Annotated in this window: 22 protein-coding genes; 15 read left to right on the forward strand and 7 right to left on the reverse strand. The window is 41.0% G+C overall.

All coding sequences use genetic code 11. The annotated features are described in order from the left end of the window. Positions 1-16: 16 nt before the first annotated feature. A complete protein-coding gene (locus BLR53_RS08035; RefSeq protein WP_074589277.1) occupies positions 17-505 on the reverse strand; it encodes a MarR family winged helix-turn-helix transcriptional regulator in 489 nt (162 codons plus the stop codon). A 4-nt stretch (positions 506-509) separates the two neighbouring features. Then, entirely contained in the window at positions 510-998 is a 489-nt protein-coding gene (locus tag BLR53_RS08040; RefSeq protein ID WP_074588884.1) for a GNAT family N-acetyltransferase, read from the reverse strand. 156 nt (positions 999-1,154) lie between these two features. On the opposite strand from BLR53_RS08040, the gene BLR53_RS08045 reads away from it, so the two are divergent. Both BLR53_RS08045 and BLR53_RS08050 read left to right on the forward strand, forming a co-directional pair. Then, the gene (locus BLR53_RS08045) at positions 1,155-2,144 is read left to right on the forward strand and encodes a DUF4271 domain-containing protein (RefSeq protein ID WP_037443526.1); all 990 of its coding nucleotides are present in this window, start codon (positions 1,155-1,157) and stop codon (positions 2,142-2,144) included. A 9-nt stretch (positions 2,145-2,153) separates the two neighbouring features. After that, positions 2,154-2,924, forward strand: a complete 771-nt coding sequence (locus BLR53_RS08050) for a uroporphyrinogen-III synthase (RefSeq protein ID WP_037443528.1) — start codon at positions 2,154-2,156, stop codon at positions 2,922-2,924. 862 nt (positions 2,925-3,786) lie between these two features. Here the strand turns inward: BLR53_RS08050 and BLR53_RS08055 are convergent. The 4 genes from BLR53_RS08055 to BLR53_RS08070 form a co-directional block, all read right to left on the reverse strand. Next, complete coding sequence (locus tag BLR53_RS08055) at positions 3,787-4,428, reverse strand: nucleotidyl transferase AbiEii/AbiGii toxin family protein (protein ID WP_074588888.1); 642 nt, start codon at positions 4,426-4,428, stop codon at positions 3,787-3,789. Beyond that, the gene (locus BLR53_RS08060) at positions 4,429-4,920 is read right to left on the reverse strand and encodes a helix-turn-helix transcriptional regulator (RefSeq protein WP_244889466.1); all 492 of its coding nucleotides are present in this window, start codon (positions 4,918-4,920) and stop codon (positions 4,429-4,431) included. Positions 4,921-5,564: 644 nt separating this feature from the next. Continuing rightward, positions 5,565-7,370 carry an excinuclease ABC subunit UvrC gene (uvrC, locus tag BLR53_RS08065; protein ID WP_037441096.1) on the reverse strand — a complete coding sequence of 602 codons (1,806 nt, stop codon included), beginning with the start codon at positions 7,368-7,370 and terminating at the stop codon, positions 5,565-5,567. Continuing rightward, positions 7,371-9,596, reverse strand: a complete 2,226-nt coding sequence (locus tag BLR53_RS08070) for a penicillin-binding protein 1A (RefSeq protein WP_037441094.1) — start codon at positions 9,594-9,596, stop codon at positions 7,371-7,373. It lies immediately after the preceding gene. Positions 9,597-9,859: 263 nt separating this feature from the next. Between BLR53_RS08070 and BLR53_RS08075 the strand changes: the two genes are divergently transcribed. The 10 genes from BLR53_RS08075 to BLR53_RS08120 all read left to right on the forward strand — a co-directional run bounded on the left by BLR53_RS08075 (position 9,860) and on the right by BLR53_RS08120 (position 16,790). After that, a complete protein-coding gene (locus BLR53_RS08075; RefSeq protein WP_074589279.1) occupies positions 9,860-10,081 on the forward strand; it encodes an AtpZ/AtpI family protein in 222 nt (73 codons plus the stop codon). Between the two features lie 68 nt (positions 10,082-10,149). Then, positions 10,150-10,536: a hypothetical protein gene (locus tag BLR53_RS08080; protein WP_037438454.1), complete on the forward strand. Its 387-nt coding sequence runs from the start codon at positions 10,150-10,152 to the stop codon at positions 10,534-10,536. Between the two features lie 17 nt (positions 10,537-10,553). After that, the gene (atpB, locus tag BLR53_RS08085) at positions 10,554-11,684 is read left to right on the forward strand and encodes a F0F1 ATP synthase subunit A (RefSeq protein ID WP_037438453.1); all 1,131 of its coding nucleotides are present in this window, start codon (positions 10,554-10,556) and stop codon (positions 11,682-11,684) included. Positions 11,685-11,718: 34 nt separating this feature from the next. After that, positions 11,719-11,919, forward strand: coding sequence for an ATP synthase F0 subunit C (gene atpE, locus BLR53_RS08090; protein ID WP_037438545.1), 201 nt, complete (start codon positions 11,719-11,721; stop codon positions 11,917-11,919). A gap of 88 nt (positions 11,920-12,007) precedes the next feature. Further along, a complete protein-coding gene (atpF, locus tag BLR53_RS08095) occupies positions 12,008-12,502 on the forward strand; it encodes a F0F1 ATP synthase subunit B (RefSeq protein ID WP_037438452.1) in 495 nt (164 codons plus the stop codon). Positions 12,503-12,528: 26 nt separating this feature from the next. After that, on the forward strand, positions 12,529-13,077 hold the full coding sequence (atpH, locus tag BLR53_RS08100) for an ATP synthase F1 subunit delta (protein WP_037438451.1): 549 nt from the start codon (positions 12,529-12,531) through the stop codon (positions 13,075-13,077). Positions 13,078-13,121: 44 nt separating this feature from the next. After that, positions 13,122-14,696, forward strand: a complete 1,575-nt coding sequence (atpA, locus tag BLR53_RS08105; RefSeq protein ID WP_074588896.1) for a F0F1 ATP synthase subunit alpha — start codon at positions 13,122-13,124, stop codon at positions 14,694-14,696. 27 nt (positions 14,697-14,723) lie between these two features. Next, entirely contained in the window at positions 14,724-15,611 is an 888-nt protein-coding gene (atpG, locus tag BLR53_RS08110; RefSeq protein WP_037438449.1) for an ATP synthase F1 subunit gamma, read from the forward strand. 98 nt (positions 15,612-15,709) lie between these two features. Then, positions 15,710-16,504 carry a 5'-nucleotidase, lipoprotein e(P4) family gene (locus BLR53_RS08115; protein WP_074588900.1) on the forward strand — a complete coding sequence of 265 codons (795 nt, stop codon included), beginning with the start codon at positions 15,710-15,712 and terminating at the stop codon, positions 16,502-16,504. Between the two features lie 70 nt (positions 16,505-16,574). Next, positions 16,575-16,790: a hypothetical protein gene (locus BLR53_RS08120; protein ID WP_037438447.1), complete on the forward strand. Its 216-nt coding sequence runs from the start codon at positions 16,575-16,577 to the stop codon at positions 16,788-16,790. A 124-nt stretch (positions 16,791-16,914) separates the two neighbouring features. Here BLR53_RS08120 and ruvC read toward each other — a convergent pair whose 3' ends face one another. Continuing rightward, a complete protein-coding gene (ruvC, locus tag BLR53_RS08125) occupies positions 16,915-17,478 on the reverse strand; it encodes a crossover junction endodeoxyribonuclease RuvC (protein ID WP_037438446.1) in 564 nt (187 codons plus the stop codon). A gap of 43 nt (positions 17,479-17,521) precedes the next feature. On the opposite strand from ruvC, the gene BLR53_RS08130 reads away from it, so the two are divergent. The 3 genes from BLR53_RS08130 to BLR53_RS08140 are packed head-to-tail and all read left to right on the forward strand — an operon-like array spanning position 17,522 to position 20,243. Continuing rightward, complete coding sequence (locus BLR53_RS08130) at positions 17,522-18,499, forward strand: lysylphosphatidylglycerol synthase domain-containing protein (RefSeq protein WP_037438445.1); 978 nt, start codon at positions 17,522-17,524, stop codon at positions 18,497-18,499. Continuing rightward, positions 18,477-19,613, forward strand: a complete 1,137-nt coding sequence (locus BLR53_RS08135; RefSeq protein WP_074588904.1) for a glycosyltransferase family 2 protein — start codon at positions 18,477-18,479, stop codon at positions 19,611-19,613. Before BLR53_RS08130 ends, BLR53_RS08135 begins: the two co-directional genes overlap by 23 nt. A gap of 18 nt (positions 19,614-19,631) precedes the next feature. Further along, a complete protein-coding gene (locus BLR53_RS08140) occupies positions 19,632-20,243 on the forward strand; it encodes a ribonuclease HII (RefSeq protein ID WP_074588906.1) in 612 nt (203 codons plus the stop codon). Positions 20,244-20,354: the final 111 nt, after the last annotated feature.

A 20,354-nucleotide genomic window follows, 5' to 3' on the forward strand; every position in this document is an offset into this window, starting at 1 on the left:
TGCCAGGATATTTTCGTTAGGAAGACGTATTCTCCTGCTTCAATTGCATTGCCCGCTGCAGGAAGCTTTGATTTTTTAAGGTATCCTCAGCCTGCTGGATAGCCTGCAGGAGGTTATGCTCATTGTCGGCTATTTCCTGCAGTACAGTGATCATCAGGGCCCAGACTGGTTGCATACGGATAATAAGTTCTTTTCCTTTAGCCGTCAGCAATAATAAACGTTTCCTTTCATCGATTTTGTCCTTTTTAGACCGGATGAGTTTCTGTTTCTCCAGTTCTTTTAGCAGGCTAATGGTAGAAGGGTGTGTGTAACCGATTTCGTTTGCTATTTCAACGACGCTTAAAATTTCCTTGTGGTGCAGGGTTAACATGACAGGGAACCATTTAGGTTCAAAGTCAATATCAAAGCTTTTATAAAGTAAAGCTCCGTCCTTTCTGAGTTGCTCACTCAGCCGCTGTAATCTTGTAGAAATTGCAAGTATGCCAGATTCGTCTATGATATTCATCCTTTTAATCCAGGGGTAAATTACAAAATACATTATCTGCACTCATTAAAGGAAAAGTCTCTGGAAGCGACTCCTTCGCTATGCGGACAAATCCATTTTTTTCATAAAATCGCAGCGCTGCGGCCAATATTGTAATCGTACCGAGGTAAAGATTGTTCAACCCTTTTTCACGGCTGCTGTCTATTAACGTGTCTAGCAGGAGCTGAGCAATTCCGAATTCTTTACCGCGAAACTCCTTTTTAACAAACATTTTCCTGATGGCACCCGCTTGCGCATCAAATTTAATCAATGCAATTGTACCAACCAGCTCACCGTCCGCAAAAGCTCCCCAGAAACATCCACCATCCCTATAATAGAAATTTTTAATCTCCAGCAGGTCGGGCTGATCGGCCAGCGTTATGGCAACATTAAATTCTTTTTGCTGAATACTTAAAATCAGATCAATCACTTGTTCTGCATATTCATTTTCTATGGGTGAAATCTCAATTTTCATTTGTTTTTACTTTATAATATAAAACTACGTAGTCAAATACATATATCCAAATATATGGTGTCATATCGAAAAAATAAAACCAGAACTGCGTTATAGGAATGGAAATTATAAAAGCATAAATTTGCAACAAACCATAATTCCGTTAAATTTAACCTGATGCTGAAATCCTTTCTGGTAACTTTTTTGTTGTGTCTGATCATTGGTCAGCCTCTGCTATTTGCACAGGAAGATGTAAGGTTAACAGATTCTGTCCCTGTCAGGCCACAATACCGACGGGCAGTTAATCAGGATCCTGCCTTCCTGGCACGCCAGCGTTTTGTAACGGATTCCATTATGACCCACACCTGGCTCGTTCCCGATTCTTTAATAAACCGGTCCATTATCATTGATAGTATTATAAAGGCAAATGTTTTCGAAAAACTAGACCTTGATGCCTGGTTTAAAAAGTACGGGCACCTTAAAAAAAAGGAGAACCGTTTGCGGACAGGAGAACCGCAGCCGAAAGGGCAGGGCTGGGTAATTGCAGTTATAGTTGTCTTGCTTGCTTTTTTTGGAATACTTAGAATTTCTTTTCCAAAACAGCTCCAGAGCATCATACAGGCGTTTTATAGCAATAGAGGGTTAAATAATCTCAATAAAGAAGACAATGTTTTCAGCTCCTGGTCATTCCTTTTTTACTTTATACAGTTCGGCTTTACCATTGGCATGTTCTTCTATCTGGTAGCTCAGTACTATCAGTTGGCCTACGTAAATCAGGGGTTCCGTTTCTTCATTAGCGTGTCTGTTCTTGTGATGGTTTTTTACGCACTAAAAATCCTGTTTCTGCGTATCCTGGGCCACCTGTTTAATGTTCAGAAGGCCGTACATGAGTATGTTTCTATATTATATTTAAGTTATTTTAATATCTCATTATTGTTTATTCCGCTTGTAGTGGCTTTTGGTCTTTCACCCCTCCAATACGGTATATATTATATTGTTTTGGCTTTTGTAATAACCATACTAATCTTTACGTTTCAATTGATCAGAGCTGGTGTTAATATATTATCTCACTATCGGTTTCCTAAGTTCTATTTATTTGTGTACTTTTGTGCCCTCGAAATATGTCCTATTTTGATATTAATCAAGGCAATAGGTTTTGAGCTGTAACTAGGTAAAATGCAAGAAAAAACAGAAGATAGGTTGCGTAAAGTAAAAAGTATACTGATAACTTTACCAAAACCCGAAACAGAGAAATCCCCCTATTTTGAGTTAGCAAAGAAGTATAACTTAAAAGTTGATTTCCGGTCCTTTATCCATGTAGAGGGGGTACCCGCCAGGGATTTCAGAAAAGATAAAATCGCATTAGGTGATTATACTGCTGTTGTATTTACAAGCAGAAATGCAGTAGATCATTTTTTCAGAATTTGTGAAGAAATGCGCTACGAAGTTCCTGCGGATCTTAAATACTTTTGTAGTTCAGAATCTACAGCATTATATCTTCAGAAATACATTCAGTACCGTAAAAGGAAGATTTTCTTCGGAAAACAGACTGCTGTAGACCTCGCAGAGGTTCTCAAAAAGCATGCATCTGAGAAATTCCTGTATCCCTGCTCTGATGTAGCAACGGAAGACACCATGAATTTCCTGGTCAAAAACGGATATGACCTGACACCAGCAGTATTGTTTAAAACTGTCGTCAGTGATTTATCTGATCTGGCCGATGTGACATACGATGTGATAGGTTTCTTTAGTCCGTCAAGCATCCAGTCGCTTTACATCAATTTTCCGGAGTTTCAGCAGAACTTTACAAGGATTGCTGCCTTCGGTGTAAATACACATAAAGCGGTAACAGACAGTAATCTTATCGTGGACATCGCTGCTCCATCACCGGAATCTCCTTCGATGATTATGGCGATTGAAAACTATATCAAAAAGTCTAATAAATAGATTCCGCATCAGGGATTGACAATTGAAGGGAGTTAATTCCCGAAAATATATTGAAAACCAGATTCTTGCATTTGCAGGAACTGGTTTTTTTTGTTGGTGGCAGTTTAAAAAGGTCGAAATTTGCGCCGCAAAGGCCGGCACCTGATTCTACGAATCAGCTGATGCCTTTACGCGCAAAATTTCGAACTTTTTAAACGTTTGACACCATCGGGGGTGTTGTCCGGTATGGGGGTGATTGGTCGATTTGTTTGTTGACGAATTGTTTGTTGACGAATTGTTTGTTTAGCGAATTGCGGGAATGGGTAACGAATTGTTTGTTTGGCGGCTAGATTATTACAAAATAAGGTATGCTATTATGCACCATATTCCAATGAAGGTAAGACCAGTATACAATTCCCAAATATGTTTTTTTAAATCTTTAGTAATTAGTAATCTATAGAGTATGTAAAGTGCGAAGATTATTATTAGCAGCGGAAGCATTAAAATTCTCATAACAGTAAATATTTTCAGTATTTATGGGTTATAAGTAATATATAAAATTTAGAAGTTAATCGTCCTATCTATTTTCGATAATGATACTTTGTAATCCATCTTTAATCTGCTTCAGTAAGTATTATAACTATACGGTTTTAAGTAGTATCAGGCCAGTCTTTATGTTGCCAATTATATATCTTGAGCAAATTAGTAATTGTAATCGGCTCAAATATGCCGAAATCATGAGCCGATTAGACGTAATAATCGGCTCATGATTAAATCTTATAAGAAACAAATACATCAAATGCAATCCACAACAGAAAGCGATTGAAGTAATCTCTTGGATATTGAAATTTCGGACCGGTAGGGATCTTTTTGAGCTTGGTTTTTAGGATGCTGATTTTATAAAGTCATCCTTTATGAATTCCCATTCCTTTCTTTTCAGACAAATGGGGTTGAAGTCAGGATCGGCTACGGAGAAATCTGTAAAGTTTTTTAAAATGAGATCTGGATCATGGGTCCACTCAAAGCGTTTCCGGTGCAGTTCAATCATGTCAGCGATTGTATAAGTTGGCAATAGCTCATGCAAATCCCAAAAATCTTTTTTTCTTCCTCCCCTTTGAACCACATCTACTTTCATTGCTATAATTTCCTCGATTGTCGCCAGCCTTACTCCATCTTCGAATATAAATTCCTGAAAAAAAGGATCTTGCGAGTAATATAGGTCAAGCTTTACCAAGTTATCTCTGGAGGAGCCAACAAGGTAAGATTTTCCCATACCCGGTTTGGCACCGAAGTCTCCTTGCACGTAGTCAAAGTTGTCAATTAGAAACTTCTCAATTGCCTCAAAATCGATCTTTCCGTAAAGCGTGGAATCTGCAAAGAGATCAATATCTACTGACATCCTATGACCAAGGTGCAAACTTAGTGCTGTGCCACCTACAAGGCGCATTTCGGAGAGTTCCTCTGCCGCCATAAGTTTTAACAGGCTATTTTTGAGTAGGTCATCGACTGTATTCCACTTTAACATCTATTTTGATTTAAGGGTTTTCATAATGGGAATGTAATTATCTTTTATCCCGCTTCTGCCTGTAACTGATTTGATTTTGCTTCTGCCGTAAAAGTCCAGTAGCGTTTTCTTTTCGATATCATTTCCGCGCTCGAAGACCCTCTGAATTATGCTGGTGGACTGCTTTTGCCAGTCGATTTTATTGATATCGGTATCCCAAAAAAGGATCTTTCTCAAGTTTTTCAGGTCAGGAGTCGGCCCGGGTGACTTTTCTTTTTCTTCTTTTAGGTCATAGTAGGCCTGTAGTATAAGCATTGTACCTTCCTCAAGACAGAGTACTCTGTCAATCTTCAGGGATATGGATGGAGTAAGTCTTCTCCGTGCTTTAGTGATGTCGTTCAGGGTCTGGGGGAGTATATTAATGGACAAAGCAAAAGGTCTTTTTTTTATTCCTCTTTTCTCAAGCTCATGTGCCAGAATTAGTCCAGGGTGAATTCCTTTGTATCTGATCATTGATTTTTCCATATCCAAATATAATCAATTTTGGTTATATATTTTTAGTTTACTCAGTAGTTGCTTTTCTCTTTAAGTACATAGCGCCAGGTAATTGTCCACCCGATCTACCCATTTAAGTGTTTTCTTAGAGTCTTGGTCGTGTCTCGTTCTTAGTTGGCCCATTTTTTTCATAGGGTTGGAACGGCTTTACCCTATCCTTGACCCATTTATAAGTATTTGGAGGTTCTTGAATAATGGGGTGTAGTTGTCAGAATAGTTTTTTGACAAAATCTAAACTGCTGCATGTTCATATGCTGATGTTTTGGTTTTATTCGGGCCATATGGTGGTATTGTTCGACTGGAACCCGAAGAACAGGTGAGTTCGACCCGGACCTGACCCGAGGTCGACCCGGAGAAGGGCAAATTTCCAGTTTAGTGGATTGAGATATCCTTTGGTTTCATTCGGGTCTTGCTTTGGTTTCATTCAGGTCTCGCATTGGTGTTTTTCGACTGGAACCCACAGTTTACCTACAAGAACTCACATCTTACCCACAAGAACCCACAAGTTGGTGGGGTTGATGTAGGGAAAGGTGTAAATATGGAGGGTGTGGATCGAATCAGACCCGAATGACATCGTATGAGAAATTGGTAGGCAGAGTTTTTTAAGTTGCGGGGTTACTGAAGTATTTGAGCAAGGTTTGTACCTGACTTTTGTTCAGGACCGCGGCGAGTTCCGCTTCGGTTGCCAGTTTAATTCTTTTGACGGATTTGAATTGGCGCAACAATTTGTCTGCTGTGGTTTTGCCGATGCCGGGAATAGCTTCGAGTTCGGTTTTGAGGGTTCCCTGGTCTCGTTTTTTGCGGTGAAAGGTGATGCCAAAACGATGGGCCTCATCACGCAGTTGCTGAATAACTTTAAGCGTCTCGGATTTCTTATCCAGGTGCAGGGGATAGCTGTCGCCGGGGTAGTAGAGTTCTTCGAGCCTTTTGGCGATACCGATAATCGTTACCTGGTTATGGATGCCCAGTTTTTTCAGGCTGCTCACAGCAGAGCTTAGCTGACCCTTGCCGCCGTCAATGATAATGAGTTGAGGTAACGGGTCGCCTTCGTCCAGCATGCGTTTATAGCGTCTGTAAACGGCTTCCTCCATGGTAGCGAAATCGTTTGGCCCTTCGACGGTTTTAACGTTGAAGTGGCGGTAATCTTTTTTGGAAGGTTTAGCGTCTTTGAAAACTACGATTGCAGATACAGGGTACTGCCCCTGGAAGTTCGAGTTATCAAAACATTCGATATGCACAGGAAGCTGTGTCAGCATCAGATCTTTTTGCATCTGTGCCAGGATGCGGTCTGTGCGAAGGTCCGGGTTAAGTTTCTCGTACTGGTTCAGCTTTTCTTTTTTGAAGAAGAGCACGTTCTTATGGCTCAGGTCCAGCAGGTTCTTTTTCTCTCCTAATTTAGGGACGGTGAACTTAAGATTCTCGTCGGTCAGGTTCAGTTCAAAAGGAACGATAATTTCGCGGGAAGTACTGTTGAATTTAGTGCGGAATTCCGTGATCGCAATGCTCAGCAACTCTTCATCCGATTCATCAAGCTTCTTTTTAATCTCAATGGTTTGGGTCTGGATAATGCTGCCATTCATGATCTTCAGGTAATTCACGAATGCATAGCGTTCGTCGGAAGCTATGCTCACTACATCAACATTGGTAATGGAACTGTTAACCACGGTAGATTTACTCTGGTATTTTTCAAGTACCTGCAGCTTCTTCTGGTAGAGGTGTGCAAGCTCGAAGTTAAGGTCTTCTACAGCAGTTTTGATGATTTGTTTTACCTCACGGATCACGTTGCCGATCTTACCGTTCAGGATATCTTTAATTTCAGAGATGCTGTCCTCATAATCTGGTAAAGACTGATGCGCCTGGCAAGGGCCCTTGCAGTTACCAATCTGATACTCCAGGCAAACTTTAAATTTACCTGCAGCAATATTCTCAGGGCTGAGTGGCAGGTTACATGTCCGCAGGGGGTACGTTTCTTTAATCAGCTCCAGGATAGTATGCATCATACCTACGGAGGCGTATGGCCCGAAATAGGTCGAGCCATCTTTAATCATTTTACGGGTCCAGAAAACACGTGGGAAAGCTTCTTTCTTGATAATAATCCATGGGTAGGTCTTATCATCCTTGAGCATAATATTATAACGCGGCTGATGTTTTTTGATCAGACTGTTTTCCAGCAGCCAGGCATCAATTTCCGTATCGACAATAGTAAAACTGATTCGACGGATTCTGGAAACCAGGACGCGCGTCTTACCATTCATCTGGTTATCCTGATTGAAATAGGAGCCTACGCGGTTACGCAGGTCCTTTGCCTTGCCGATATAAATCAAAGTATCCTCAGCGTCCCAGTACTGGTAAACGCCGGGGCGGTGTGGTATATCTGCTAACGCTTTCCTGTGATCAAAAATGCTCATTTAAAACCCTAACTTCTCGTCCAGTTCTGTGGTGTCTGTTTGCTGCTGCTGATATTGGTTGCAGTCATAAGTGATAGAAACCCCGTTTTTAGGGAGTTCAAAATCTCCCCGGCCAACTTTGAGTTTCGGATTGGCATATACCTTTTTCAGGAATCCACCGAAGATAGGAAGCGCAGTTTTGGCACCCTCACCCTGTCTGGTACTGATAAAGTGAAATGCCCTGTCTTCACAGCCTGTCCATACACCGGCAACCAGATCTGGCGTAATGCCAACGAACCAGCCGTCAGAATTGTTTTGTGTAGTACCTGTTTTTCCACCTACAGGCGTGGTAATTCCATATTTACTAATCAGGCTGTAGCCATAACCGTTCTTCACAACGCCCTCCAGCATTCTGGTCATTACATAAGCCACATCTTCGCTCATAGCCGGATGTTTCTGTGGTGTCTGACTAAATAGTACGACACCATTTTTATCTTCTATCCTCAGGATATAGGTAGGCTGTGTCCAGATTCCTTTATTTGCAAAAACACTGTAGGCACCCACCATATCAAATACCGAGGCGTCAAAACTACCCAGTGCAATCGACGGATACGCGGGTACATTAGAGGTGATGCCCATTCTCTTGGCCAGTGTAGCTACAGCGGTAGGACCAACTTGTTTCATCAGGTACGCTGCAATATAGTTTTGCGAGTAAGCAAGCGCCTTCTGCAAAGTTACATAACCCGGTAATGTTCCTCCCGATTTAGGAGTCCATGGCGCACTGCCCGGAACTTCTATGGTAACCGGCTCATTCAGTACCTGGAAGCAGGGAGAATAACCATTTTCTATGGCGACAGAATAAGTAAATGGTTTAGCAGTGGAACCCACCTGGCGGGTACCCATTTTAACCTGGTCATATTTAAAGTGTTCGTAGTTGATACCGCCAACCCATGCTTTCACATAACCTGTTTTTGGATCCATTGCCATCATCGCGTTACGCAATAATAATTTATAGTATTTGACAGAATCCACTGGTTTCATCAGCGTGTCAATATTACCTTTCCAGGTAAAAATGCTCAGTTTGGTCGGCGTATTAAAATCTGCTTTGATTTCTTCGTCAGATTTACCTTCCAGTTGCAATGCTTTATAACGATCGGAACGCTTGATACCTTGTTCGATCTGCATTTCGTTGCCTTTAAATGGATTTTTCCCCTTCCAGCTTTGGGTAAACTGATCCTGCAAAACTTTCATAGCTTCTTTCTGTGCTGCTTCAGCATACACCTGCATATCATAGTTGATCGTTGTAATAATACGCAGACCATCCCTGTCCAGATCATAAGGTGTACCATCGGCTTTTACAATAGAACGTTCCAGGAATATTTTTTTGATATCACTTTTTAATACCGCCCGGAAATAAGGGGCGATCCCGTCATTCACAGTTGCAGCACTAAACTTGAGGTTCAGTGGCTGTTGTCTTTCCTGCTCGAATTCCTGTGGCGTAAGCATATCTTCTTTCACCATGTTAGCCATTACTGTATTCCTTCTGGCCAGGGATCTTTCCGGATTACGGGTAGGTGAGTAACGCGTAATACCCTTCTGCAGGCCAACCAGTGTTGCAGCCTGTGGTACGGTTAATTTATCGGGAGTAGTATTGAAATATACTCTCGCTGCCGATTTAATTCCATAAGCCTGGTTACCGAAATCAACGGTATTCAGATACATCGTAATAATTTCCTCTTTCGTATAGTTCCGCTCCAGCTTAACAGCCACAATCCACTCCTGGAATTTCTGCATCAGTCTTTTAGCGAAATTGCGCTGGCGGCCTTCTTCAGAAAAAAGGTTTAATGCAAGTTGCTGGGTAATGGTACTTGCACCTTGCTTTTTACCAATCAGATTATAGAATATGATAGTAAATGTCCTTTTAAAATCTATTCCTGAGTGGTCTTTGAAACGAGTATCTTCCGTAGAGATCAGTGCATTGATAACATTCGGGGAGATTTCCGGATAAGTGACATTGGACCGGTTCTGCACAAAGTAAGTGCCTAGTACACGTTTGTCTTCGGTCAGGATCTCTGTTGCCTGGTTGCTTTTAGGATGTTCAATATCACGGAAAGAAGGCAATGTGCCGAACAAGCCAAAACCCAAAGCGACAATGAAGAGTGAGAAAAGGATCAATCCTCCAATCAGTAATTTCCAGAGGGTCAGGTTATATCTTTTTATCTCCGCAGCTGAAATATTTTTGGTCATTGTGTATAATTGTTTTTGTAGAATTCTGAATAATGGTTTCTTTACTGAGATAAAGCCGGAGTAAAATTAACCTCTGCAAAACTACTAAAGTTCCGAAGATATATCTTTGGTCATTATCAATTTCTATTAAAGAGCGCTCTAAACTGCATTCGGTGCTGTTTTGGCGGGTAAGCAGGCATTTTTCAAATCCGTTGTGCCGGGTTTTGCATTCCTTCGGCGAGCGCTGTATCTTTAGCGGTACGGGCGAGCTGCCATTAAACTTTATGGAAGAACAGGAAAATAAGAAAAATACAACAAATTTCGTAAAATACTCAGGTCTGGGTTTTCAGATGCTGGCTACCATAGGCGTGTTTGCGTTCGGAGGGTATAAACTGGACGAATATCTGAAGAATGCGAAACCAGTCTGTATGGCTATTTTCGGGCTTATAGGTGTGATTATTTCTCTTTATCAGGTGGTCCGGCAACTGAACAATAAAGATAGTTAGCTTATCAAATTACAAAAATTGACTGGATGTGCAGAATCCTTTTAATACTTTTGTAAAAAATAATTATTTTGACACTCCCCCGATTTACTATCCTCTATCTGATCTATGGTCTCGTTCTGGCCGGGGTCGCTGCTGCTCTTCCATTTCTCTTTCCGGATACCAGATTATTGGTAGATAAATTCTGGTTATTGTTCGGATTCCTCGGCGGGCTTACATATATCGCGTATTTAACTGCATATATCGGAATCAAAATGGACCCTCAGGCCGGTGTAGTGGCTATTATGGGTTCGATTGTACTCAAAATGATTTTTTCATTGGCTTTTGTGCTGATTTACAGCCTGAACAGCAAAGAAAAGGGGGTAGTTTTTGCACTCAACTTTTTTTCTTTATATTTATTGTTCAGCTTCTTTGAAATATACTCGCTGTTGTGTAACTTGCGCCACCAAAATAAATAGTAAAAATCTGCCAGTAAATGGATTGTAGCCACGTTTTTGATTTTAAAGTTAATAGGTTAACTGTTGTATTTGCGCTTTTTTTAGCGTTTTTCTTTGTAACACCGGTGTTATACGCACAGGAAGACACATCGAACGTAACAGCGACCGCTCATGCCGAACCAGAGGCAGAGAAGAAGTTTAATTTAGGGAAGTTTGCCCTGCACCATATTGCGGATTCGCATAGCTGGCATGTAATCGGAGATACCTATATCGGTCTTCCGGTAATGCTGTATACGAATACAGGTCTGGTTGTTTTCAATTCCAACGATTTCCATCATGATGATGAAGCGAAACTGGTTGTTGAAAAAGGTGGTCAGCGTTTCGTGAAATTGCATGAGAAAATTTATTATGCATCTGAAGCGGCAAATGAGCACGGTCAGTATGTAGAGGTAGATGAAAATCATCATTCTTTAAATAAACGTCCACTTGATTTCTCTATAACTAAAAACGTTTGTACACTGTTCATCTCTGTTTTGGTTATCCTTGCGGTATTCCTGAAAGTAGCCAACGGTTATAAAGTAAGAAAAGGTTTATCTCCGAAAGGATTGCAGTCTTGGATGGAGCCTATCATCTTGTTTGTACGTGATGATATCGCTAAGCCAAACCTGGGCCATAAATATGAAAGATTTATGCCTTACCTGTTAACTGTGTTTTTCTTTATCTGGTTTAACAATATGCTTGGTCTGATTCCTTTCCTTCCGGGAGGAGCCAACCTGACTGGTAATATTGCAGTAACGGTAGTTTTAGCTTCGATTACTTTAATCCTGATTCTGGTTAACGGTAACAAATATTACTGGAAACATATCTTCGCCCCGGACGTTCCATGGTGGTTGTATATTGTTCTGGTTCCGGTTGAGATTATCGGTATCTTTACTAAACCTATCGCTTTGGCTATTCGTTTATTTGCGAACATTACTGCAGGACACATTCTTGTGCTGGCGCTGATCGGATTGATCTTCGTTTTCAACTCGGTGTACGTATCCTTCGTATCTGTTCCTTTTGCCCTGTTCATTGGTGCTATCGAATTACTGGTTGCATTTATCCAGGCATTTATTTTTACCATTCTGTCTGCCCTGTTTATTGGTATGGCGATAGAAGAACACCACTAATTAGAATTTTTAACAATTAATATATATAATCATGATTACAGGAAGTATTGCTGCAATTGGTGCTGGATTAGCTGCTATCGGCGCAGGTGTTGGTATCGGAAAAATCGGTAGTTCAGCTATGGAAGGTATTGCCCGTCAACCGGAAGCTGCCTCTAAAATTCAAACTGCGATGTTAATCGCTGCTGCATTCGTTGAAGCAGTTGCGCTTTTCGCAGTAGTAGTTGCATTAGTGTAACTAAAAGATAATAGTATTGTACTTTGCAGGGTTGCTGCAAAGTACAATCTATCTAACAAGAAATTAGAATTAACCTATATATATTGAGATGGAATTATTAGTACCGGAAATTGGTTTAGTTGTTTTTCAAACAATAGCTTTTCTATTGTTGATGTTTATTTTAGCCAAATTCGCATGGAAACCTGTGCTGGCGGCTATTAAAGAACGCGAACAGACAATTGACGAAGCTTTGAACAAAGCTGAGCTGGCTAAGCAGGAAATGGTTCGTCTGGCTGCGCAAAATGAGGAATCCATGAAGGAAGCCCGTGCAGAAAGAGACCTGATCCTTAAAGAAGCTAAAAACCTTAAAGACACAATTGTTAATGAAGCAAGAGTTCAGGCACAGACTGAAGGCGCTAAATTAATCGAGAAAGCAAAAATTGAAATCGAGAATCAAAAGAAAGCTGCTTTAGCTGAATTGAAAAATCAGGTTTCTTCCCTGTCACTGGATATTGCTGAACGTGTATTGAGAAGCCAGTTAGCAGATCAAGCTAAACAACAGGATTTAGTTGCAGCACTGTTGAAAGACGTTGAATTGAACTAATTCCTTGCCATCAAATTAAAATGAACATGTCAGAAAATAAAGCAGCATCAAGATACGCCAAATCATTAATTGACCTTTCTACGGAGCAAAACTCTTTGGAAGAGATGAAGAATGATATGGTTTTGATTGAGCAGGTTATTGACCAGAATTCTGTTCTGGAGGCTATCCTGCAGAACCCGGTTATTCCATTGGATAAGAAATACGCTATCCTGAATGAAATCCTGAGTAAAAGTGTAAGTCCGATTACAAGTTCATTCCTTAAACTGATCGTTAATAAAGGACGTTCTGCCATTTTATTTGATACGACCAAAGCTTTCATCAGACAATACAATGTAATTAAAGGTATTGTAACCGCAGAAGTTTCTTCAGCTACACCGTTAACTCCGGAGAGCAAAGCAGAAATTGTAACTGTTGTGAAAAGGGAAACCGGTGCAAATGAAGTAATCGTCAACGAAAAAGTTAATGAAAAACTTATTGGTGGTTTTATTCTTAAAGTTGGTGATAAACAATTTGATGCCAGCATCGCTGGAAGTCTAAATAAATTAAAAAAGGAATTTGCCCAGGGTGTGGTTTAATTCCATTATTCAAACAAGAATTACAAAAGAAATAATATAAAATTATGGTAGAGGTAAGACCAGACGAAGTATCGGCAATTATCAGGCAACAATTGTCGGGCTTTAAATCAGAAGCCGAACTTGAAGAAGTTGGTACCGTATTACAAGTGGGTGATGGTATTGCCCGTGTTTATGGTTTAACTAAAGTTCAATCAGGTGAGCTAGTTGAATTTGAAAACGGCTTGCAGGGTATTGTTTTGAACCTTGAAGAAGATAACGTTGGTGTGGTACTTTTAGGCCCGTCAAGCAATATCAAAGAAGGGGATACGATTAAACGTACTAAGAAAATCGCCTCTATCAAAGTTGGTGAAGGTTTACTTGGCCGTGTTGTAAATACATTAGGTGAGCCGATCGACGGTAAGGGACCAATCATTGGTGAAACTTACGAAATGCCGATCGAGCGTAAAGCTCCGGGTGTAATTTACCGTCAGCCGGTTAATGAGCCATTACAAACTGGTATCAAAGCGATTGACGCGATGATTCCAATCGGCCGTGGTCAGCGTGAGCTGGTTATTGGTGACCGTCAAACTGGTAAAAGTGCCGTTTGTATTGATACCATTATCAACCAAAAAGAATTTTATGAAGCAGGTAACCCTGTTTTATGTATATATGTAGCTTGTGGTCAGAAAGCAAGTACAGTAGCAAACGTTGTACGTACTTTAGAAGAAAACGGTGCAATGGCTTATACTGTTGTTGTTTCTGCTTCTGCTGCTGATCCTGCTCCACTACAGTTCTACGCACCTTTCTCTGGTGCTGCTATTGGTGAGTACTTCCGTGATACAGGTCGTCCTGCACTGATTGTTTATGATGATTTGTCTAAACAAGCTGTAGCTTACCGTGAGGTTTCCCTGTTATTGCGTCGTCCACCAGGACGTGAGGCTTATCCGGGTGACGTGTTTTACCTGCACAGTCGTTTATTAGAGCGTGCGGCTAAAATTAACGCGAATGATGAGATCGCAAGAAACATGAACGATTTACCTGAATCCCTGAAAGGTATCGTTAAAGGTGGTGGTTCATTAACTGCTTTGCCTATTATCGAAACTCAGGCTGGTGACGTATCTGCATATATCCCAACTAACGTAATCTCCATTACTGACGGTCAGATCTTCCTGGAGTCTAACTTGTTTAACGCAGGTGTTCGTCCGGCGATCAACGTAGGTATTTCTGTATCACGTGTAGGTGGTAATGCACAGATTAAATCAATGAAAAAAGTTGCTGGTACTTTAAAACTGGATCAGGCACAATACCGTGAGTTAGAGGCTTTCTCTAAATTCGGATCTGATTTAGATGCTGCAACCAAATCTGTACTGGATAAAGGTTCAAGAAACGTGGAGATTTTAAAACAGGGACAATTCTCTCCAATGACTGTAGAGAAACAAGTCGCTATCATTTATATTGGTACTAAAAACCTGATGCGTTCTGTACCGGTTAACAAAATCAGAGCTTTTGAAGCAGAATACCTGCAACAACTGGAACAACGTCACCCACAAACATTAGCTGCTTTAAAAGCTGGTAAACTGGATGATACTATTACATCTGTATTGGAGACCGTAGCTAAAGAACTTTCAGCTAATTACTAATAACAAAAGGAAGAAGATTAAAAAAGAATGGCTAATTTAAAAGAAGTAAGAATTCGTATATCATCGGTACAGTCTACCCAGCAGATTACCAAAGCCATGAAAATGGTTTCGGCAGCAAAACTGAAAAGGGCTACTAATGCGATTATACAGTTACGTCCTTATGCGACCAAGCTTAAGGAAATCTTAGGAAATCTTTCTGCCAACCTGGAAGGATCTTCATCGCCTTTTATTGAAGAACGTGAGCCGAACAAAGTACTGATCGTTGCTGTTTCATCTAACAGGGGACTGGCTGGTGCATTCAACATGAATGTTATCAAAACAACCAACAACCTGATTGCTGAGAAATACAGTAAACAATTTCAGAATGGTAATGTAAGCATTGTAGCTATTGGTAAAAAGACTCAGGATTTTTACGAGAAACGTAACTACAAAGTGATCGGTAACCACAATGAGGTTTACGCAGCCCTTACTTTTGAGAACGTAACCAAAATCACCGATATGATTATGGACGGCTTCAAACAAGGCAAATATGATCGTGTAGAATTGGTTTATAACCGCTTTAAAAACGCTGCCGTTCAAATTTTAACTACAGAACAACTGTTGCCTTTACCTAAAAATGAGCAGCCTGTTGTACAAACAAATGTACACCACCAGGTAGATTATATACTGGAACCTTCTCAGGAAGAAATTGTGAAGGAGTTAATTCCTAAATCAATTAAAATCCAGTTATATAAAGCTGTTCTTGATTCTCATGCTTCTGAGCATGGTGCAAGGATGACCTCAATGGATAAAGCAACTGAGAATGCGGGAGACCTGTTGAAAGCGTTAAAGCTTTCTTACAACCAGGCTCGTCAGGCTGCAATTACAACAGAGCTGACAGAAATTGTCAGTGGTGCAGCAGCACTGAACGGATAATAACCGTAAACATATTTTGGAAAAAGGGCTTCTTTATGGAGCCCTTTTTTTGTGCCCGTATAATTTCTTTATTTTTGCACCGGTAAAAGAATTACAATATGAAACAAATGCTTAGAATGGCAGCACTTGCCTGCTTTTTTCCTTTAACACTGGCAGCGCAACAAACAACAGTTGCTTCGCCCGCTAATGATTATGCAATTGCCGTGGCCTGGCAACAGCACTCAGGTGAGTTCAGGGCCTTGTCTTTTCAGGCATTCAACTTTGCAAGGTTATCGCTGGTAAACAGACTGACATCGGCCGATCCGGCTAAAAAGAATTGTGTCATTGTAGATATAGATGAAACCGTACTTGATAATTCACCTTTTCAAGGTCACGAAATACAAAAGGGGATTAGTTACAATTTGAAAGACTGGGGCGAATGGACCAGCCTGGGGGCGGCAGATACTATTCCGGGGGCTTTAAGCTTCCTGAAATTTGCAGCGGACAAACAGGTGGAAACATTCTATATCAGTAACCGTACAGCAGCTGAGCATGCAGGTACCCTAAAAAATCTCCAGAGACTGGGTTTTCCTAATGCAGATGAAGCGCATTTGCTGTTGAACACTGCAACTTCAGATAAAGAGCCCCGCAGACAGATCGTGCTGAAAGATTATAATATTTTACTGCTTTGTGGTGACAATCTGAGTGACTTTAGTAATGTGTTTTACCGCGAGGGCAAGGATACCCGGGAACAGGTAGATGCTGCATGGCAGGAGTTTGGTAATCATTTTATCGTTTTACCGAATCCGATGTACGGTGACTGGGAGAAAATTCTTTATAAAGGTTCGGGGTTAACAGAGGAAGAAAGATCCGCACAGCGTGTGCAGGGTTTGAAGGGGTATGAAATGAAATAATTCTCTTTTAATCATGCCGTTTTAAAAGAAATAATCTTAATTTTGCTAGCAAATTATAAAACACACAAAAATGGAGCAAACGCCAAAACACAATACTAAAAGCATGCAAAATGCAAATGAAACTTCAATATATAAATTATTGATAGTCGGTATCGTTGTCAGCATCGTGGGAGTTTATCTGCGTTTTGCAATGGATTCTACAATACTATCTTTGGTTTCCTGGATAATTTTATTCCTTGGTGCTTTTATCTGCTTCAAAGCGGTATTTAAAATTCTGAATTCTTAAGACAAATACCGGTTTATAATTCCGGTCTTTATATTTATAAGAAAAGCCCCTGATCGTACTCGTTCAGGGGCTTTTTTGCGTTTAAGCAGGTAATCAATTAATGATTACCTGCTTAAACGCTGAATTATTTAACTCTTTTCTGATTGTCTTTTGCAAAAGCTTCCCAGCCGGAATAGGATTTTCCGCTGCCGCTAGTACTCACGCGCTGAAAGGAATGACAGACTGCAACTGCAAGTCCGTCGGTTGCATCCAGGAATTCTGGTGTCTCCTTGAACTTGAGTAGTGTCTGCAGCATTGCAGCGACCTGCTCTTTACCTGCATTTCCATTTCCGGTAATGGACTGTTTAATTTTTCTGGGTGCGTATTCGAAGATTGGAATGTCTTTGGATAGCCCTGCCGCCATAGCAATACCTTGTGCACGTCCGAGTTTAAGCATAACCTGGATATTCTTCCCGTAGAAGGGTGCTTCCAGTGCCATAACATCTGGTTTGTATTGTTCTACAAGTCCTACAGTTTTGGCAAAGATCCTTTGTAATTTAAGGAAATGGTCGTCCAGATGGTCCATCCGTACAATTCCCATACTGATCAGTTCTATTTTGCTCCCCTTCTCCAGGATCACGCCGTACCCCATTACCGAAGTACCCGGATCGATCCCCATGATTACCCTTTCCTTTTTTCCAACCAACATACCGCAATATTAAGCATATTTGCATAATATAATTTAAAGCAATTTGATATCTAAGTATAAAACCATAGTCTCCACACTGCTCAAAGTTAGTATTGTCACCCTGGCGTTCTGGATGATCTATACCAAACTAAGTTCAAACAGTAACCTGAAAGACTTCAGAAAATTGATTGAAGCCATACCGCAGCCGGAAATTACGATGGTTTTGGGTATCGTTGTCTTTTTGATGCTCGTTAACTGGGGGCTGGAAGCTTTGAAATGGCGCCGGCTAGTACGGCCGATCGAAAAGCTTAGCCTTTGGAGGTCGCTGGAATCTGTATTCTGCGGACTCACCTGGGCGGTGTTTACGCCGAACAGGATCGGGGAGTATGGAGGGAGGGTGTTTTTTCTCTCACCTAAACGCCGGATTATCGGGGTAGTGGCTATGGCCGTTGGCAATATTGGTCAGATGGTACTTACCAATATCTTCGGTGCCATTGCAATCTGTATATTCCTCTATCGTTTTGCAGATCTGGATTATCGGCTTGAATATGCGCTAATAGCGCTATCTACCATGTTTTGCCTGTTTTTTATTATCTTTTATTTTAATATCCGCTGGCTAAATGGTATTCTGCTGTCTATGCGGTTTACCCGTAAATACAAGAAGTTTTACAGTATCCTGGGGCGTTACCAGAAAAAGGAGCTGTTTAAGATTCTGTTGTTTTGCGTGGCTCGTTATTTGGTATTCAGCACGCAATATTTTATTCTTTTCTTCTGGCTGATTCCTGATTTGTATTATATGGATATTCTGATGATGACCTGTATCTTGTTCTTCGTGCAAAGTACTTTGCCTTCATTGGACTTGTTTGATATTGGTGTCAGAAGTGTAACGGCATCTTATTTCTTTAGCTATGTCACAGATCAGGATGTAGCTGTGATTGCCTGCACGGCAAGTATCTGGCTCATCAATATTATTATTCCTGCTATATTAGGCTCTTATTTTGTTTTTAAACTGAACTTTTTTGGAACTCTTAAACGTAATTAATACGATATCTGTTATTTTAACGCTGGTTTATCTGGTCGTTGTCTTTGGATTTATCCGGGGCTGGGGCAAGCTGATCAGTTTTAAACCGGCGGGTATAAAAGCCCGCACAATGGTTTCGGTAATAATCGCTGCGCGTAATGAAGCCGGCGGTATTAAACGGACTATAGAATGCTTGCTGGCACAGGATTACGATCCGGCGTTAACGGAGCTCATTTTTATTGATGACCATTCTACAGATCATACGGCAGAGGTGGTCTTGTCTTATGCTTCCCGCGGCGTAAAGTTAATTTCCCTGAAAGCTGATGCCGCTACAAATTCTTATAAGAAAAAAGCTATCCAGACTGCTATAGGGCAGGCAAGTGGTACATTGATTATCACTACTGATGCGGACTGCCGGATGGGTAGCCGCTGGTTGAGTACTGTAGTAGCCTGCTATGAAGAAAAAGGTTATAAAATGATATCTTCTCCGGTGGTCTATGATGAGGAGCGTAGTTTCTTCGAACGTGCACAAAGCCTTGAGTTCCTCTACCTGATCGGGTTGGGTGCTTCCACGATCGGTAACCAAAAACCTTCGACCTGTAATGGTGCAAACCTGGCCTACGAAAAAGAGGCCTTCTACGCCGTTGGCGGCTTTCAGGGAATAGATGACCTGGCTTCCGGTGATGATGAGCTGTTGCTGCATAAAATGGCCGCTGCTGATGATAGTTCAATAGGGTTCCTTAAAAATAAGGACGCAATTGTCTATACCCATGCCAAACCCAATCTGCGGGAATTTCTGCAGCAGCGTAAACGCTGGGCATCTAAAAGTACCCGTTATAAGAATAAGTCTATTATTGTGCTTGGCGTATTTGTATGGCTGTTCAATCTCAGCATTTTGATTAACTTGATTACTGCACTGTTCATGCCGGAGTTCTGGCCGGTACTGGTCTGCCAGCTGCTCCTGAAGATTGGAATAGAATATTATTTCCTGCGGAGTGTCACTGCTTTTGCAGGCAGGACGTCTTTACTTAAATTATTACCGGTCCTCAATTTGTTCCATATTCTATATATCATTTACATCGGTATTGCTGGTAACTCGGGTAAGTACGAGTGGAAAAGCAGGATTGTCCGCTGATATTTTTAAATTTGCAACATGTTATTGAATTGTTTTCAAATAGAACACCTGGAAGCCGGTTGTGATGAAGCAGGCAGAGGTTGTCTTGCCGGACCTGTTTTTGCAGCTGCAGTTATTCTACCAGCCGATTTTATTGCCGGACAACTGAATGACTCCAAAAAACTTACGCATGCACAAAGGGCTGCGCTTCGTCCCTTAATCGAAAGGGAAGCATTAGCCTGGGCGGTTGCTTCTGTAGACAATATCGAGATCGATGAGATCAATATACTCAATGCCTCGTTTCTGGCCATGCACCGGGCTATCGAAAAGCTTCAGCTCAGACCTGGCTATTTAAGCATTGATGGTAACCGTTTTAAATCATTTCCACAAATTCCGCATAGTTGTATTGTAAAGGGAGACGGCAAATATTTAAATATTGCTGCTGCTTCTGTACTGGCCAAAACCCACCGCGACGAATACATGGAAAAGCTGCATCTGGAATATCCGATTTATGACTGGAAACAAAATAAAGGTTACCCCACCAGAGTACACCGCTCTGCAGCTCTGGAACACGGGCTTACGCCATATCACCGTCAAACATTTACTATTTCTTCACCAGACCTCTTTAGCTTTTCAGAAAACGATGGGTAATAAACAGAATGGTGCATGAAATATTGGTTAAGACCTGATAAACAGTATTTCCGATTGACTTACGATAAAAGTATTTGCTAATTAGTTTAGTATTTTTATTCGGAAATATTA

This window comes from Pedobacter antarcticus, assembly GCF_900103515.1.
Taxonomy (GTDB): domain Bacteria; phylum Bacteroidota; class Bacteroidia; order Sphingobacteriales; family Sphingobacteriaceae; genus Pedobacter; species Pedobacter antarcticus.